Origin of the sequence: Salmonella sp. 741265055_HSA (genome assembly GCF_046569525.1) — a bacterium.
GTDB lineage: Bacteria > Pseudomonadota > Gammaproteobacteria > Enterobacterales > Enterobacteriaceae > Salmonella > Salmonella enterica.
In genome coordinates this window covers 36388-53652 of sequence record NZ_JBKFSQ010000028.1, presented here as the reverse complement: position 1 = coordinate 53652, position 17265 = coordinate 36388, and the positions used below count along the sequence as shown (strand labels likewise).

At 54.1% G+C, this 17265-nt stretch carries 17 protein-coding genes; 13 read left to right on the top strand and 4 right to left on the bottom strand.

The features are described 5' to 3' along the window. Positions 1-36: 36 nt before the first annotated feature. From ACLD4K_RS15795 to ACLD4K_RS15785, 3 genes are read right to left on the bottom strand one after another with little or no spacing between them, the layout of a single operon-like run. A complete protein-coding gene (locus ACLD4K_RS15795; RefSeq protein ID WP_000694477.1) occupies positions 37-990 on the bottom strand; it encodes a 2-keto-3-deoxygluconate permease in 954 nt (317 codons plus the stop codon). A gap of 49 nt (positions 991-1039) precedes the next feature. Then, a complete protein-coding gene (locus ACLD4K_RS15790; protein WP_001670689.1) occupies positions 1040-2212 on the bottom strand; it encodes a UxaA family hydrolase in 1173 nt (390 codons plus the stop codon). 16 nt (positions 2213-2228) lie between these two features. Next, positions 2229-2570 carry a UxaA family hydrolase gene (locus ACLD4K_RS15785; RefSeq protein WP_015632837.1) on the bottom strand — a complete coding sequence of 114 codons (342 nt, stop codon included), beginning with the start codon at positions 2568-2570 and terminating at the stop codon, positions 2229-2231. A 236-nt stretch (positions 2571-2806) separates the two neighbouring features. On the opposite strand from ACLD4K_RS15785, the gene leuS reads away from it, so the two are divergent. From leuS to nadD, 4 genes are read left to right on the top strand one after another with little or no spacing between them, the layout of a single operon-like run. Beyond that, positions 2807-5389 carry a leucine--tRNA ligase gene (gene leuS / locus ACLD4K_RS15780; RefSeq protein ID WP_411012130.1) on the top strand — a complete coding sequence of 861 codons (2583 nt, stop codon included), beginning with the start codon at positions 2807-2809 and terminating at the stop codon, positions 5387-5389. A 14-nt stretch (positions 5390-5403) separates the two neighbouring features. Beyond that, complete coding sequence (gene lptE, locus ACLD4K_RS15775) at positions 5404-5994, top strand: LPS assembly lipoprotein LptE (protein WP_001269950.1); 591 nt, start codon at positions 5404-5406, stop codon at positions 5992-5994. Then, entirely contained in the window at positions 5994-7025 is a 1032-nt protein-coding gene (gene holA, locus ACLD4K_RS15770) for a DNA polymerase III subunit delta (protein WP_000620491.1), read from the top strand. Before lptE ends, holA begins: the two co-directional genes overlap by 1 nt. A gap of 1 nt (position 7026) precedes the next feature. After that, positions 7027-7668, top strand: a complete 642-nt coding sequence (nadD, locus tag ACLD4K_RS15765) for a nicotinate-nucleotide adenylyltransferase (protein WP_023972009.1) — start codon at positions 7027-7029, stop codon at positions 7666-7668. Here the strand turns inward: nadD and cobD are convergent. Further along, entirely contained in the window at positions 7643-8737 is a 1095-nt protein-coding gene (gene cobD / locus ACLD4K_RS15760; protein WP_411012129.1) for a threonine-phosphate decarboxylase CobD, read from the bottom strand. The two genes, nadD and cobD, sit on opposite strands and share 26 nt — an antisense overlap. Before the next feature lie 97 nt (positions 8738-8834). Here cobD and ACLD4K_RS15755 point away from each other — a divergent pair, with 97 nt between their 5' ends. The 9 genes from ACLD4K_RS15755 (at position 8835) to lipB (ending at position 17213) form a co-directional block, all read left to right on the top strand. Then, a complete protein-coding gene (locus tag ACLD4K_RS15755) occupies positions 8835-9443 on the top strand; it encodes an adenosylcobalamin/alpha-ribazole phosphatase (RefSeq protein WP_001241922.1) in 609 nt (202 codons plus the stop codon). A gap of 327 nt (positions 9444-9770) precedes the next feature. Continuing rightward, positions 9771-10088 carry a ribosome silencing factor gene (rsfS, locus tag ACLD4K_RS15750; protein ID WP_001161670.1) on the top strand — a complete coding sequence of 106 codons (318 nt, stop codon included), beginning with the start codon at positions 9771-9773 and terminating at the stop codon, positions 10086-10088. Positions 10089-10091: 3 nt separating this feature from the next. Next, complete coding sequence (rlmH, locus tag ACLD4K_RS15745) at positions 10092-10559, top strand: 23S rRNA (pseudouridine(1915)-N(3))-methyltransferase RlmH (protein WP_000776107.1); 468 nt, start codon at positions 10092-10094, stop codon at positions 10557-10559. 30 nt (positions 10560-10589) lie between these two features. Further along, positions 10590-12491 (top strand): peptidoglycan DD-transpeptidase MrdA, encoded by a 1902-nt coding sequence (gene mrdA, locus ACLD4K_RS15740; RefSeq protein ID WP_023201921.1) that lies wholly within the window; start codon positions 10590-10592, stop codon positions 12489-12491. A gap of 2 nt (positions 12492-12493) precedes the next feature. Then, positions 12494-13606, top strand: a complete 1113-nt coding sequence (gene mrdB / locus ACLD4K_RS15735) for a peptidoglycan glycosyltransferase MrdB (protein WP_000131713.1) — start codon at positions 12494-12496, stop codon at positions 13604-13606. A gap of 10 nt (positions 13607-13616) precedes the next feature. After that, positions 13617-14750 (top strand): endolytic peptidoglycan transglycosylase RlpA, encoded by a 1134-nt coding sequence (gene rlpA / locus ACLD4K_RS15730; protein WP_411012128.1) that lies wholly within the window; start codon positions 13617-13619, stop codon positions 14748-14750. 139 nt (positions 14751-14889) lie between these two features. Then, entirely contained in the window at positions 14890-16101 is a 1212-nt protein-coding gene (gene dacA / locus ACLD4K_RS15725; RefSeq protein ID WP_000858711.1) for a D-alanyl-D-alanine carboxypeptidase DacA, read from the top strand. 107 nt (positions 16102-16208) lie between these two features. Then, positions 16209-16472: a DUF493 family protein YbeD gene (gene ybeD, locus ACLD4K_RS15720; RefSeq protein WP_000850547.1), complete on the top strand. Its 264-nt coding sequence runs from the start codon at positions 16209-16211 to the stop codon at positions 16470-16472. Between the two features lie 99 nt (positions 16473-16571). Then, the gene (lipB, locus tag ACLD4K_RS15715) at positions 16572-17213 is read left to right on the top strand and encodes a lipoyl(octanoyl) transferase LipB (RefSeq protein WP_411012127.1); all 642 of its coding nucleotides are present in this window, start codon (positions 16572-16574) and stop codon (positions 17211-17213) included. Positions 17214-17265: the final 52 nt, after the last annotated feature.

The following is a 17265-nucleotide window of genomic DNA, read 5'->3' as shown; positions in this document are numbered from 1 at the left end:
GAGACCGCCCGTCGTGATTTATTTTCCGCCGAAACGCTAACCGCCTGCGGCGGCTGGGTTCAGTTTACGATCGTAGCGTTTTTTTATCCATACGGTCAGGAAGGGGGCGCACAGAGCGGTAATAATCGTCGAGGCCGCCACCTGCGCCGCCGCCGTCGACGCCAGGTCGGTAAAATGCGGATCGAGCAGCGCGATTGCCGCTGGCGTCGCGACGGCGTTGCCAGAGGTGGTGGATACCGCCGCGCCTGCCACGCCGCTGCCTCCCGTCAGACGATCGGCGAAAATATTAAAAAATCCGCCAATCGCCACCGTCATGAGTCCCAGTAAAATACCTGAAGAGCCTGCCGTGATAAGTCTTGCGAAATCAATACCGTATCCTAACCCAAAGGCAAAAAAGGGAATCGTTACCACGCTGCCCTGTTTAAGAAACTTGCGCATGTCCTCATCCAGATTACCCAAAATCATGCCAATAATAATGGGAATAATAACCGCCACCAGATTCATAAAGGGTATCGACACCATGCCTGCCGACCCTAACGCCAGCATGGTGAAAAAGGGACCATCGTTCAACGATATTACCGCAATCGCGCCGCCGTCGGTTTCATCGCCGTACTCCCCCACCAACGCGGCATATAACCCACTGTTCGAGTTGGTCATCGCCGAAATAATCGCTAAAGCCGACAGACCTAATAACCCATCCGGGCCGCAAAATTTTCCGACCAGAATGCCAATAATCACGCCGCTGGCAAATTTCGCAAAGGTGATCGCAGCGCCTTTTTTCAGCGCTTTCGGCGCGGCTTTAAACTGGATATCCGCGCCCATACAGACTAAAAACATGCCTAAAATCGCCATTGCGCCATGCGAAATAGAGGTGACAAAACCGCCTATTTCCAGCGCCTCCGGCGCAAAAGTTTTAAACAATGCGCCGATGATTAGCGGTACAACCATCATACCACCAGGAAAACGTTCCAGTGTTTTTTTAATTTTCATAGCTTATTCCCAGGAGATAACCGGACAGCTTGTGCTGCCCGATTTGGTATCAGAACGTCGGCGCGATCTTATAAATAGAGAATTCGTTATGACCTAAATCTTCTGATTTAGTCGTTTTCCCATTCGCGACGCGTAAAATTTCCTGATAAATTTCCTCGCCCATTTGCGTAATAGAAGCCTCGCCAGACATAATGGCGGACACATCAATATCAATATTGTCCTGCATCATTTCCCACGTTGCTTTATTACCCGTAATTTTTATTACCGGCGCTATTGGGTTACCGGCAGGCGTTCCGCGACCGGTAGTAAAAATAACGATCTGCGCTCCCCCCGCCACCATGCCGGAAATAGATTCAATATCCTGCCCTGGGGTATCCATAATCCACAGGCCCGGATGCGTTGGACTATCGGCATATTCCAGTACGCCCTGTAGCGGCGCATGACCCGCTTTATGCATACAGCCTAACGATTTTTCTTCAATGGTAGTCAACCCGCCTTTAATATTGCCCGGCGTCGGCTGTCCCCCGCGAATATCCTCGCCCAGCGCTTTTGCTCGCGCCTCGCAGCCGACCACTAAATCAATGAGCTGTTGACCAACCTCCGGCGTCACCGCGCGTTTCGCCATCACATGCTCGGCGCCAATAAATTCCGTCGTTTCAGAAAGAATTGAGCTTCCGCCGCAGCGTATCAGCTTATCCGAGGCGACCCCGCAGGAAGGGTTAGACGCCAGCCCCGATGTCGTATCTGACCCGCCGCACTCCATCGCCAACAGCAGCTCGCTAACCGGTGCTTGCTGCGGTTTTTGCATGGAGAGTTGTTGCGCATAGTCGCGGGCCAGCGAAATCCCCCTGGCCTGACATTTAAGCGTGCCGCCCTCTTCCTGAATGGTGATGCAGGAGGTCGGTTTGCCAAATGCGGTAATCTCCTCTGCGATGCGTAGCGGCTCCGCGCCTTCACAGCCTAAGCCCACAACCACAATAGCGCCGACGTTGGGATTATTCGCCACATTAATCAATGTTTTTTCCGTCAGACGCGCATCGCCTGCCACCTGGCAGCAGCCAAAATCGTTATTCACCCATGTCGCGCCTTTTACCTGCCGGGCAATATCCTGGGCAACTTTATTCGCGCAAACGCTGGTAGGTAAAATCAGTACATAATTACGGATGCCAAAACGGCCGTCAGGGCGGCGGAACCCCAAAAAAGTCTCATTGCTCATAATCATTTTCCCTTGTTTTATATTATTTCCAGTCACCACGTCCGCGTTCGCTTTCCACATTGTGGACGTGCACATAGTCGCCACTTTTTATTTCCTGAGTGGCGCGGCCAATGGATTCACCATATTTATAAACTTCGCCATGAAAAGGCACATCGCAGATGGCGAATTTGTGGCCAAATGGCACATCCTGATGTAACACAACGCTTATCTCGCGTTCGCCAACGAACATTGTGGCGGTTTCGCCGGCTTTGAGCGCCGTAATAGCCGTCGCGACGCAATCCTGAGGGTGAATCACCACTGCATTTTTTTTCACGATTAACTCCTTTGCTTTAGTCCTGTCTTCCCTAATCAAAAGGCGTGCCATTTTTTAACTGCATGGTTTATATGACTTTATTTTTATGGGCCGATCTGGCGGTGACAGGAACTGCGGTAATTTGCCTCAGTCGTGTCGCATTTTGCGTCACCTCCTCATGAACGCCTGGCGCGACAAATGTTCTACCCCCTGTTTTGACGTGCGTGTTTGGGCTATGCTATGCGGATCTAAACACCACCTCTAAAGCTACATTTGTAGCTGTATCGAAAACAGGACTACTGGCTGCCATGCAAGAGCAATACCGCCCGGAAGAGATAGAATCCAAAGTACAGCTTCACTGGGATGAGAAGCGCACATTTGAAGTGACCGAAGACGAGAGCAAAGAGAAGTATTACTGCCTGTCGATGCTTCCCTATCCTTCTGGCCGACTACACATGGGCCACGTACGTAACTACACCATCGGCGACGTGGTTGCCCGCTACCAGCGTATGCTGGGCAAAAACGTGCTGCAGCCAATCGGCTGGGACGCCTTCGGCCTGCCGGCGGAAGGCGCGGCGGTGAAGAACAACACCGCGCCGGCGCCGTGGACGTACGACAACATCGCGTACATGAAAAACCAGCTCAAAACGCTGGGTTTTGGCTATGACTGGAGCCGTGAAATCGCGACCTGCACCCCGGAATACTACCGTTGGGAACAGAAATTCTTCACCGAGCTGTATAAAAAAGGCCTGGTGTACAAGAAGACTTCTGCCGTTAACTGGTGCCCGAACGATCAGACCGTTCTCGCCAACGAACAGGTGATCGACGGCTGCTGCTGGCGCTGCGACACCAAAGTTGAGCGTAAAGAGATCCCACAGTGGTTTATCAAAATCACCGCTTACGCAGACGAGCTGTTGCGCGATCTGGATAAGCTGGACCACTGGCCTGATACCGTAAAAACGATGCAGCGCAACTGGATTGGCCGCTCTGAAGGCGTGGAAATCACCTTCGATGTGAAGGGTTACGATAACACGCTGACCGTCTATACCACCCGTCCGGATACCTTTATGGGCGCCACTTACCTGGCGGTGGCCGCCGGTCATCCGCTGGCGCAAAAAGCGGCGGCGAACAACGCCGAGCTGGCGGCGTTCATCGACGAATGCCGTAACACCAAAGTGGCCGAAGCCGAAATGGCGACCATGGAGAAAAAAGGCGTCGACACCGGCTATAAAGCGATTCATCCGTTAACTGGCGAAGAGATCCCGGTCTGGGCGGCAAACTTTGTCCTGATGGAGTACGGCACTGGCGCGGTGATGGCCGTTCCGGGTCACGATCAGCGCGACTACGAATTTGCCTCCAAATACGGTTTGACCATCAAGCCGGTGATTCTGGCCGCTGACGGTTCCGAGCCGGATCTTTCCGAACAGGCGCTGACCGAAAAAGGCGTGCTGTTTAACTCCGGCGAGTTCGACGGCCTGGCCTTTGAAGCGGCGTTTAACGCCATTGCCGATAAACTGGCGGAAAAAGGCGTCGGCGAACGTAAAGTGAACTACCGTCTGCGTGACTGGGGCGTTTCCCGTCAGCGTTACTGGGGCGCGCCGATCCCAATGGTCACCCTGGAAGACGGCACCGTGCTGCCGACGCCGGAAGATCAACTGCCGGTTATTTTGCCGGAAGACGTCGTCATGGACGGCATCACCAGCCCGATCAAGGCCGATCCTGAGTGGGCGAAAACCACCGTTAACGGTATGCCGGCGCTGCGTGAAACCGACACCTTCGACACCTTTATGGAATCGTCATGGTACTACGCGCGTTACACCTGCCCGCAGTATCAGGAAGGAATGCTGGATTCGAAAGCGGCAAACTACTGGCTGCCGGTCGACATCTACATCGGCGGTATTGAACATGCCATCATGCACCTGCTCTACTTCCGCTTCTTCCATAAGCTGATGCGCGATGCGGGCATGGTCACCTCTGACGAGCCGGCTAAACAGTTGCTGTGTCAGGGCATGGTACTGGCGGATGCGTTCTATTATGTCGGCGAGAACGGCGAGCGTAACTGGGTTTCGCCAGTTGACGCTATCGTCGAGCGCGATGAGAAAGGCCGCATCGTAAAAGCAAAAGACGCAGCGGGTCATGCGCTGGTCTACACTGGCATGAGTAAAATGTCCAAGTCGAAAAATAACGGTATCGACCCGCAGGTAATGGTTGAACGTTATGGCGCGGACACGGTACGCCTGTTTATGATGTTCGCTTCTCCGGCGGATATGACTCTGGAATGGCAGGAGTCCGGCGTAGAAGGCGCAAACCGCTTTATTAAACGCGTCTGGAAGCTGGTTTACGAACACACCGCTAAAGGTTCTGTCGCGGCGCTGAACGTCGATGCACTGAGCGAAGATCAAAAAGCGCTGCGTCGCGATGTGCATAAAACCATTGCCAAAGTGACCGATGATATCGGCCGCCGTCAGACGTTCAACACCGCCATTGCGGCGATCATGGAGTTGATGAACAAACTGGCGAAAGCCCCGCAGGAAGGCGAACAAGACCGCGCACTGCTTCAGGAAGCGCTGCAGGCCGTCGTGCGTATGCTTAACCCGTTCACCCCGCACGTCTGCTTTACCTTGTGGCAGGAACTGGGTGGCGAAGGCGATATCGACAACGCGCCGTGGCCGGTTGCCGACGAGCAGGCAATGGTGGAAAACACCACGCTGGTTGTCGTGCAGGTTAACGGTAAAGTTCGCGGGAAAATCACCGTACCGGTGGATGCTACCGAAGAACAGGTGCGTGAACGTGCAGGCCAGGAACATCTGGTGGCAAAATATCTTGATGGCGTTACCGTGCGTAAAGTGATTTACGTTCCGGGTAAACTCCTCAATCTGGTTGTTGGCTAAGCGCGGGAGGAAGCGTGCGATATCTGGTAACACTGTTGTTATCTCTGGCGGTGCTGGTCACCGCCGGATGCGGCTGGCATCTGCGTAGCACTACGCAGGTTCCGGCTTCAATGAAAACGATGATCCTCGATTCCGGCGATCCGAACGGTCCGCTAAGTCGTGCGGTACGTAATCAGTTACGGCTGAATAACGTAAACCTGCTTGATAAAGACACAACGCGCAAAGACGTTCCGTCTCTGCGGCTTGGAACGGTGACTATTTCGCAGGATACGGCGTCAGTGTTCCAGGACGGCCAGACGGCGGAATATCAGATGGTGATGACCGTCAATGCCTCGGTATTGATTCCGGGCCATGACATCTATCCTATCAGCACGAAAGTGTACCGTTCGTTCTTCGATAACCCGCAGATGGCGTTGGCGAAGGATAACGAGCAGGCCATGATCGTTCAGGAGATGTACGACAAAGCCGCTGAACAGCTGATTCGTAAGCTGACCAGCGTCCGCGCGGCGGATATTCAGGCGACGAAAGAGGAGGCTACCGCCGACAATGAGACGGCGGCGCCCGCCTCTACGCCAGCACGCGTCTCCACTACGCTGAGTAACTAATGATCAGGTTGTATCCTGAACAACTCCGCGCGCAGCTCAACGAAGGGCTGCGTGCGGCATATCTGCTATTGGGCAACGATCCGCTGCTGCTGCAGGAAAGTCAGGACGCTATTCGTCTGGCGGCTGCGTCGCAAGGCTTCGAAGAGCACCACGCTTTTACTCTCGATCCCAGTACCGACTGGGGATCGCTTTTCTCACTCTGCCAGGCGATGAGTCTGTTCGCCAGTCGTCAAACGCTGGTGCTGCAACTGCCGGAAAACGGGCCTAACGCGGCAATGAATGAGCAACTCGCCACGCTGAGCGAGCTGCTGCATGACGACCTGTTATTAATAGTACGCGGAAACAAGCTCACCAAAGCGCAGGAAAACGCCGCCTGGTATACCGCGCTGGCAGACCGTAGCGTTCAGGTCAGTTGTCAGACGCCGGAGCAGGCGCAGCTTCCCCGCTGGGTGGCCGCCAGAGCGAAAGCACAGAATTTGCAACTGGATGACGCCGCGAACCAACTGCTGTGCTATTGCTATGAGGGCAATCTGTTGGCGCTGGCGCAGGCGCTGGAACGGCTGTCGCTGCTTTGGCCTGACGGTAAGTTAACGCTTCCTCGCGTGGAGCAGGCCGTCAATGACGCCGCCCACTTTACCCCTTTCCACTGGGTGGATGCGTTACTGATGGGGAAAAGCAAACGCGCGCTGCATATCCTGCAACAGCTACGCCTTGAAGGCAGCGAACCGGTCATTCTGCTGCGCACCCTCCAGCGAGAGCTGCTGCTACTGGTAAATCTCAAACGTCAGTCCGCGCATACGCCGTTACGCGCGCTGTTTGATAAACACCGGGTCTGGCAAAACCGTCGCCCCATGATCGGCGACGCGTTGCAGCGTCTCCATCCTGCACAGCTTCGCCAGGCCGTGCAGTTACTGACGCGTACAGAAATTACGCTCAAACAGGATTATGGTCAGTCGGTATGGGCAGATCTTGAAGGGCTGTCGCTCCTGCTCTGCCATAAGGCGCTGGCAGACGTATTTATTGATGGGTGATATGAAATCGTTACAGGCTTTATTCGGCGGCACCTTTGATCCGGTGCATTATGGACATCTTAAACCTGTTGAAACGCTGGCGAATCTGATCGGCTTATCGCGGGTGATTATTATGCCTAACAATGTGCCGCCGCATCGCCCCCAGCCGGAAGCCTCCAGCGCGCAGCGTAAATATATGCTGGAGCTGGCTATCGCCGATAAGCCGCTTTTTACGCTGGATGAACGCGAGCTACAGCGAAACGCGCCCTCTTACACTGCGCAAACGCTGAAAGCATGGCGCGAAGAACAGGGCCCCGAAGCGCCGCTGGCGTTTATTATCGGCCAGGACTCGCTGCTTAACTTCCCCTCCTGGCATGATTACGACACCATCCTTGATAACACTCACCTGATCGTTTGCCGTCGTCCCGGCTACCCCCTTGAAATGACGCAGGCGCAACACCAGCAGTGGCTGGAACAGCATCTGACCCATACGCCGGACGATCTGCACCAGTTGCCAGCCGGTAAAATTTACCTGGCGGAAACGCCCTGGCTTAATATCTCCGCAACCCTCATCCGCGAACGGCTGGAAAAAGGCGAATCCTGCGACGATCTGTTGCCGGAAAACGTGCTGAACTACATCAATCAGCAGGGGTTATACCGGTAAGCACATTGCGCAGCACCGACAGCAGACGCTCGTTTTGCGCAGCGCTGCGTATCGCCACACGATAATAGCGGCTGTCCAGCCCCGGGTAGTTAGCGCAGCTACGGATTAAAATCCGCTGCGTCAGCAACCGTCGCTGCAGGTCAATATCCTCTCGCTCACAGCGTAACAACAGATAGTTTGCCCGCCCGGGATAGACCGTCAGCAGGGGGAGCTGACAAAGCGCCTGATAAAACCGGGCGCCCTCCTCCCGTAACCAATGCCAGGTCGCCTGTTGCCAGGCGCTATCCTGTAACGCTACCTCACCGGCAAGCGCCGCCAGCGCGTTAACCGACCACGACATTTGTTGGCGACGCATCCGCGCCACCGCCGCGTCATCGCTGTTGACCAGATATCCCAACCGCAGGCCGGGAATAGCATAAAATTTGGTCAGCGAACGCAGCACCCAGATATGCGGATTATCTTTAAGAGCAGGAATAAAGCCCGCCTCATGCGGAATAAAATCGATAAACGCCTCATCCAGGATCAGGTTAATGTTCAGCGATTTGCAGCGATCGGCAATGGCCTGTAATAACTGCCGCTCCGGCAGCAGGCCGGTAGGATTATTGGGCGTACACAGAAACAGGCAGTCCAGATCGGGCGTCAACGCCTCAAGAATGGCATCGGTAAGCTGCCAGCCATCCGCTTCGCATAGAGACCAGCGACGAATTTCACAGCCACTTTGCGCCAGCGCCCGGCCATACTCCGCGAAACCTGGCGTGACAATCATTGCACGATGCGGTTTAAGACCGCTCGCCACGGTAAAGATTGACTCCGTCTCGCCATTTCCCGCCAGTATCCACGATGCCGGCACCTGATGATGACGCGCCAGCGCCTGGTGCAAATGAAAATAATCGGCGTCCGGGTAGCGCTCAATGCAGTCCAGATTGTCGATAAGCGCGCGTTTCACGCTGACAGGCATACCCAGCGGATTAATGTTTGCGCTAAAATCCAGTAACTGGTCAGGCGAGATGCCCAACACCGTCGCGGCTTCCCGAATATTACCGCCATGCGCGCTGTTGAATAACGCCATTATGCCTCCGGCCAAAAAACGCTATTTTAGTGAAAAAAACGTTGCGCAATCAGGGGGCATTATCATGTTTTGCGCATTTAACCTCATGAGGAATACCATGCGATTGTGGCTGGTGCGTCATGGCGAAACTGAGGCCAATGTCGCCGGGTTGTATAGCGGACATGCTCCCACGCCGTTAACGGAAAAAGGGATTGGCCAGGCGAAAACGCTACATACTTTATTGCGCCACGCGCCATTTGACAGGGTGTTATGCAGCGAGCTGGAGCGCGCGCGCCATACCGCCCGGCTCGTACTGGAGGGCCGGGATGTGCCGCAACACATCTTACCTGAGCTTAATGAGATGTACTTCGGCGACTGGGAAATGCGCCATCACCGCGACCTGACCCATGAAGATGCCGAAAGCTATGCCGCCTGGTGTACGGACTGGCAGAATGCGGTTCCGACCAATGGCGAGGGTTTTCAGGCTTTTACCCGGCGCGTAGAGCGCTTTATCTCGCGACTCGACGCGTTTAGCGATTGCCAGAACCTGCTGATCGTCAGCCATCAGGGCGTACTCAGCCTGTTGATTGCCCGTCTGCTCGCAATGCCCGCCGCCTCGCTATGGCATTTCCGGGTAGAGCAGGGATGCTGGAGCGCAATCGACATATGCGAAGGGTTCGCCACCCTGAAAGTATTAAATAGTCGTGCCGTCTGGCGGCCTGAGTGATGAATTTTCCGTTTTTTCTCGCCGCAGCGGTTTCGCCCATTGACAGCCCCCGACAGGCTGTTATTCTCCGCAGCCAGGCTTTTTTCACCTTGCAGAGCTTTGCAGAAATTGTTTTACAAAAATGGCGATGCTTTCTGTGACGTGGGATGGGATGATAATCTGGTTTTAAACGCCGATCCGGCGACATAAGTCCCGGTATCGCCGCTGATTCAGGTATACTACACGGCGTCCCGCCGGAAGGTTAGCGTTAACTCGCAACGCCTTACCGGTCCAGCCTGTTGGCCTTTTTCTATCGTTATAACGCAATTATTCACCCAGGGGGAAAACTTGCAGGGTAAAGCACTCCAGGATTTTGTTATCGACAAAATTGATGACCTGAAAGGTCAGGACATCATCGCCTTAGATGTTCAGGGTAAATCCAGTATCACCGACTGTATGATTATTTGTACCGGCACCTCCAGCCGTCACGTTATGTCTATTGCCGACCACGTGGTGCAGTCGTCGCGCGCGGCCGGTATGCTGCCATTGGGCGTCGAAGGCGAAAATGCGGCTGACTGGATTGTCGTCGATCTGGGCGATGTGATTGTGCATGTCATGCAGGAAGAAAGTCGCCGCCTGTATGAACTGGAAAAACTCTGGAGTTAATGCGTGAAGCTGCAACTTGTCGCTGTCGGCACGAAGATGCCCGACTGGGTTCAAACGGGATTTACGGAATATCTGCGTCGTTTTCCGAAAGATATGCCCTTTGAGCTAATCGAAATCCCTGCGGGAAAACGCGGCAAGAACGCGGATATCAAACGCATTCTCGACAAAGAGGGCGAGCAGATGCTGGCCGCCGCCGGTAAGAATCGCATTGTTACCCTGGATATTCCAGGCAAGCCGTGGGATACGCCGCAGTTAGCCAATGAGCTGGAGCGCTGGAAACAGGACGGGCGCGACGTCAGTTTGCTGATTGGCGGCCCGGAAGGATTATCTCCCGCCTGCAAAGCGGCAGCGGAACAGAGCTGGTCGCTCTCGGCGTTAACGCTCCCTCACCCGCTGGTTCGGGTTCTGGTCGCGGAGAGTTTGTACCGGGCGTGGAGCATCACAACCAACCACCCTTATCACCGTGAGTGATCGTGAAGTCTTGAGAAGATTAAGCAGCGGATGAAACGACAAAATTCTTTTCGTGACTATACGGCTGAGTCCGCACTGTTTGTGCGTCGGGCGCTGGTCGCCTTTTTGGGTATTTTGCTGCTGACCGGCGTACTGATCGCCAATTTGTATAATCTGCAAATTCTCCGTTTTACCGATTACCAGACCCGCTCGAACGAAAACCGTATCAAGCTGGTGCCAATTGCGCCAAGCCGCGGGATAATCTACGACCGTAACGGCATTCCCCTTGCGCTGAACCGCACTATCTATCAGATTGAAATGATGCCGGAAAAGGTGGAAAACGTTCAGCAAACGCTGGATGCGCTACGCAGTGTGGTCGATTTAAACGACGACGATATCGCCGCCTTTAAAAAAGAGCGCGCCCGATCCCATCGCTTTACTTCTATTCCGGTGAAAACAAACCTGACGGAAGTTCAGGTCGCGCGCTTTGCTGTCAACCAGTACCGTTTTCCGGGCGTCGAAGTCAAAGGCTATAAACGCCGCTATTATCCATACGGATCGGCGCTGACCCACGTTATCGGCTACGTATCGAAAATCAATGATAAAGACGTCGAGCGTCTCGACAGAGAAAACAAACTGGCGAACTACGCCGCCACCCATGACATCGGCAAGCTGGGCATTGAGCGCTACTATGAAGATATTCTGCATGGGCAAACCGGTTATGAAGAGGTTGAAGTCAACAACCGCGGCCGCGTTATTCGCCAGCTCAAAGAGGTACCGCCGCAGGCCGGACACGATATCTACCTGACGCTGGATCTCAAGCTCCAGCAGTATATTGAAACGCTGCTGGCAGGCAGTCGCGCGGCGGTGATTGTCACCGATCCGCGTACCGGCGGCGTGCTATCGCTGGTCTCCATGCCAAGTTACGACCCTAACCTTTTCGTGGATGGCATCTCCAGCAAAGATTACTCCGGGCTGCTTAACGACCCGAACACGCCATTAGTGAACCGCGCGACTCAGGGTGTCTACCCACCCGCTTCTACCGTTAAGCCTTACGTCGCCGTATCGGCGTTAAGCGCTGGCGTCATCACCCGTAACACCAGTCTTTTCGACCCTGGCTGGTGGCAGTTGCCGGGGTCTGAGAAACGCTACCGCGACTGGAAAAAATGGGGCCACGGGCATCTGAATATCACCAAATCCCTTGAAGAGTCGGCGGATACCTTCTTCTATCAGGTGGCCTATGACATGGGAATCGATCGCCTGTCAGAATGGATGGGTAAGTTCGGCTATGGTCACTATACCGGAATTGATCTCGCAGAAGAGCGCTCTGGTAATATGCCGACCCGCGAGTGGAAACAGAAACGCTTTAAAAAACCGTGGTATCAGGGCGATACGATTCCGGTGGGCATCGGCCAGGGCTACTGGACAGCGACGCCGATTCAGATGAGTAAGGCGCTGATGATCCTTATTAACGACGGTGTAGTTAAAGTCCCGCACCTGTTAATGAGCACCGCGGAAAACGGTAAACAGGTGCCGTGGGTACAGCCGCATGAGCCGCCGGTGGGCGATATTCACTCCGGCTACTGGGAAATTGCGAAAGATGGCATGTATGGCGTCGCCAACCGCCCTAACGGCACGGCGCATAAATATTTTGCCAGCGCGCCCTATAAAATCGCGGCGAAGTCGGGCACCGCGCAGGTCTTTGGCCTGAAGGCCAACGAAACGTACAATGCGCATAAAATCGCCGAGCGCCTGCGCGACCATAAATTAATGACCGCCTTTGCGCCGTATAACAATCCCCAGGTCGCCGTCGCGATCATCCTTGAAAACGGCGGCGCAGGCCCGGCAGTAGGCACGATCATGCGCCAAATCCTTGATCACATCATGCTGGGCGACAACAACACCCATTTGCCTGCGGAAAACCCGGTGGTTGCAGCGGCGGAGGACCAATAATCATGACGGATAATCCGAACAAAAAAACCTTCTGGGATAAAATTCATATCGATCCCACGATGCTACTCATTCTGCTGGCATTACTGGTTTACAGCGCGTTGGTCATCTGGAGCGCCAGCGGCCAGGACATCGGCATGATGGAGCGTAAAATCGGCCAGATTGCGATGGGGCTGGTTGTCATGGTGGTGATGGCGCAGATCCCGCCGCGCGTGTATGAAGGCTGGGCGCCCTATCTCTATATCATTTGTATCATTTTGCTGGTCGCCGTTGATGCCTTCGGCGCAATATCCAAAGGCGCGCAGCGCTGGCTCGATCTGGGAATCGTTCGCTTTCAGCCTTCGGAAATAGCCAAAATCGCCGTGCCGCTGATGGTCGCCCGCTTTATTAACCGTGACGTCTGCCCGCCCTCGCTGAAAAATACCGCCATCGCCCTGGTATTAATCTTTATGCCTACCCTGCTGGTCGCCGCCCAGCCGGACCTGGGGACGTCTATTCTGGTCGCCCTTTCCGGTCTCTTTGTCCTATTTTTGTCTGGTCTGAGCTGGCGCTTAATTGGGGTCGCCATTGTATTGATCGCTGCATTTATTCCTATTTTGTGGTTTTTCCTGATGCACGATTACCAACGCCAGCGCGTCATGATGCTCCTTGATCCGGAGACCGATCCGCTGGGCGCGGGCTATCATATTATTCAGTCTAAAATCGCCATTGGCTCAGGCGGCCTGCGCGGTAAAGGCTGGCTCCACGGCACCCAGTCGCAGCTGGAGTTTTTACCCGAACGCCATACCGACTTTATTTTCGCGGTACTGGCGGAAGAGCTCGGTCTGGTGGGCATCCTGATTCTGCTCGCGCTCTATATTTTGCTAATAATGCGCGGTCTGTGGATTGCCGCCAGAGCGCAAACTACATTTGGTCGCGTGATGGCTGGCGGATTAATGTTAATATTATTCGTTTATGTCTTCGTAAATATTGGTATGGTGAGCGGTATTCTGCCTGTGGTTGGAGTACCTTTACCCCTGGTCAGCTACGGGGGCTCCGCACTGATTGTGCTGATGGCCGGGTTCGGGATTGTGATGTCGATCCACACCCACAGAAAAATGTTGTCGAAAAGCGTATAAGGGGTGCGCAATGCGTAAGCAGTTGCCTGTAATCTGCGTCGCGGCAGGGATAGTACTACTCGCGGCATGTACTAATGACGGCGGTCAGCAGCAAACCACCGTCGCGCCGCAACCTGCGGTATGTAATGGTCCGACTGTGGAAATCAGCGGAGCGGAACCGCGTTATGAACCTCTGAATCCGACCGCAAACCAGGATTATCAGCGTGACGGTAAAAGTTATAAAATCGTTCAGGACCCGTCCCGCTTTAGCCAGGCTGGCCTGGCCGCTATTTATGATGCGGAACCCGGCAGTAATTTAACCGCCTCCGGGGAGATGTTCGATCCGATGCAGCTTACCGCCGCCCATCCGACACTGCCTATCCCCAGCTATGCGCGAATCACCAACCTGGCCAACGGTCGCATGATCGTCGTGCGTATTAACGATCGCGGCCCCTATGGCACCGATCGGGTCATCTCCCTGTCCCGCGCAGCGGCGGATCGTCTGAATACCTCAAATAATACTAAAGTACGGATTGACCCCATTATCGTAGCGCCGGATGGTTCGCTCTCCGGCCCGGGGATGGCCTGTACGACGGTGGCGAAACAGACCTACGCTCTGCCCCCTCGCCCTGATTTAAGCGGCGGAATGGGAAGCGCCTCTTCAGCGCCTGCGCAACCGCAAGGCGACGTTCTTCCGGTCAGCAATACCACGTTGAAAAGTGACGATACCACCGGCGCGCCGGTGAGCAACAGCGGCTTCCTCGGCGCGCCGACTACGCTGGCGCCTGGCGTGCTGGAGAGTAATGAACCGACGCCGGCACCACAGACAGCGCCGGTTTCCGCGCCGGTGGCGGCTCCAGCGACTGCGACACCGGTGAGCGCGCCTGCCGCCGCGGCCCCGGTATCTGCCCCGGTGAGTGCGCCAGCCGCCGCGGCGAGCGGCCGTTTCGTCGTCCAGGTCGGCGCCGTTAGCGATCAAACGCGCGCGCAACAGTACCAACAGCGTTTAAGCCAGCAGTTCAGCGTACCAGGACGCGTAATACAAAACGGCGCGGTCTGGCGTATTCAACTGGGGCCTTTTGCCAGTAAAGCCGAAGCCAGCGCGTTACAGCAACGTTTGCAAACAGAAGCACAATTACAGTCCTTTATCGCCAGCGCGCAGTAACCGATTGCAGGTATCTGTACTGTCAATTTCTGTAAATGACATTAACAAAGTCACGCGGAAAGTCAGATGCCTGCCAGTTATGCTTTTGCTATAGTAGGGCTCTTTTTTTAATTTCATCACGGACGTCGTAGTTCAGACCATGAAGACCACTTTTTCCGCTCGTTTTATGCAGCGCATGGCGCTCACCACGGCGCTTTGTGCCGCGTTTATCTCAACCGCACATGCCGATGACCTGAATATCAAAACTATGATCCCGGGTGTTCCGCAGATCGATGCGGAATCCTACATCCTGATCGACTACAACTCCGGCAAAGTTCTGGCGGAACAAAACGCCGACGAACGTCGCGACCCGGCTAGCCTGACGAAGATGATGACCAGTTACGTCATCGGACAGGCAATGAAAGCGGGTAAATTTAAAGAAACCGACCTGGTTACCGTCGGTAATGACGCCTGGGCCACCGGCAATCCGGTATTTAAAGGCTCCTCGCTGATGTTCCTCAAGCCGGGAATGCAGGTACCGGTCTCTCAGTTGATACGCGGCATCAATCTGCAATCCGGCAATGACGCCTGTGTGGCGATGGCTGATTTCGCCGCCGGTAGCCAGGATGCTTTCGTCGGACTGATGAACAGCTATGTGAACGCGTTGGGGCTGAAAAATACCCACTTCCAGACCGTACACGGCCTGGACGCCGACGGACAATACAGTTCAGCTCGCGATATGGCGCTGATTGGTCAGGCGTTAATTCGCGATGTGCCTAACGAATATGCCGTTTATAAAGAAAAAGAGTTCACCTTTAACGGCATTCGCCAGTTAAACCGTAACGGTCTGCTGTGGGATAACAGCCTGAATGTGGACGGCATCAAAACCGGCCATACCAGCAAAGCGGGCTATAATCTGGTCGCTTCCGCAACCGAAGGCCAGATGCGGTTGATTTCCGCCGTGATGGGCGGACGGACCTATAAAGGCCGTGAAACAGAAAGCAAAAAACTGCTGACGTGGGGCTTCCGTTTCTTTGAAACCGTTAATCCGCTGAAGGCGGGTAAAGAGTTCGCCTCTGAACCCGCCTGGTTTGGTAATACCGATCGCGCCTCGCTGGGCGTCGATAAAGACGTTTACCTGACGATCCCTCGCGGTCGCATGAAAGATTTGAAAGCGAGCTATGTACTGAATACCGCAGAACTGCACGCGCCGCTGCAGAAAAACCAGGTGGTCGGCACCATCAACTTCCAGTTGGACGGTAAAACCATCGAACAGCGTCCGCTGGTCGTACTGCAAGAGATCCCGGAAGGGAACTTCTTCGGTAAAATCATTGATTACATTAAATTAATGTTTCATCACTGGTTTGGATAAAAATTGAACGCTTGAAAGTGTGATTTTCGTCCCCATATACTATGCATCAGTAAAACTCCCGCCCTGTGGCGGGAGTTGTTATTTTTTTACGTAATGCCGGAGCTGACATGAAAACCAAACTTAACGAACTGCTTGAATTCCCTACGCCATTTACTTACAAAGTAATGGGGCAGGCGTTACCTGAGCTGGTTGATCAGGTGGTTGAAGTGGTACAACGCCATGCGCCTGGTGATTACTCTCCGACGGTAAAACCGAGCAGCAAAGGCAACTACCACTCGGTCTCTATCACCATTAATGCCACCCATATTGAACAGGTTGAAACGCTGTACGAAGAACTGGGCAATATTGATATCGTGCGAATGGTATTGTAATACATCCAGACGGTTACCCGGTCTTATCCGGGTAACTCCCCGCCTCCCCCGCTGTGATATACTTTCCTCTCTTTTTTCATTCTCTACGGAGATGCCGTTTTGTATCAGGATAAAATCCTTGTCCGCCAGCTCGGCCTTCAGCCCTATGAAGCTATCTCTCAGGCCATGCATAACTTTACCGATACGCGCGATGAAAACAGCCATGATGAAATTTGGTTGGTTGAGCATTACCCGGTGTTTACCCAGGGCCAGGCCGGTAAAACGGAACATATATTGATGCCTGGCGATATTCCCGTTGTGCAGAGCGATCGTGGAGGACAGGTGACCTATCATGGTCCGGGCCAACAGGTAATGTACGTTTTACTTAACCTGAAACGACGTAAACTGGGCGTGCGTGATTTAGTCACCCTACTTGAACAGACCGTGGTGAATACGCTGGCTGAAATAGGTATTGAGGCGCATCCGCGCGCCGATGCGCCGGGCGTCTACGTGGGTGAAAAGAAAATCTGCTCGCTGGGTTTACGTATCCGTCGCGGCTGCTCATTCCACGGTTTAGCGCTAAACGTTAACATGGATCTTTCTCCTTTCCTGCGCATCAACCCGTGTGGTTATGCCGGCATGGAAATGACCAAAATAACGCAGTGGAAGGAAGACGCTACCACGGATAATATTGCGCCCCGCTTGCTGGCGAATATTTTAGCTCTGCTAAATAATCCACCGTATGAATATATTGCTGCTTAATGCGTAAAATATAATGGCCCAAGAAATTTATGGGTCATTAATCATATATGAT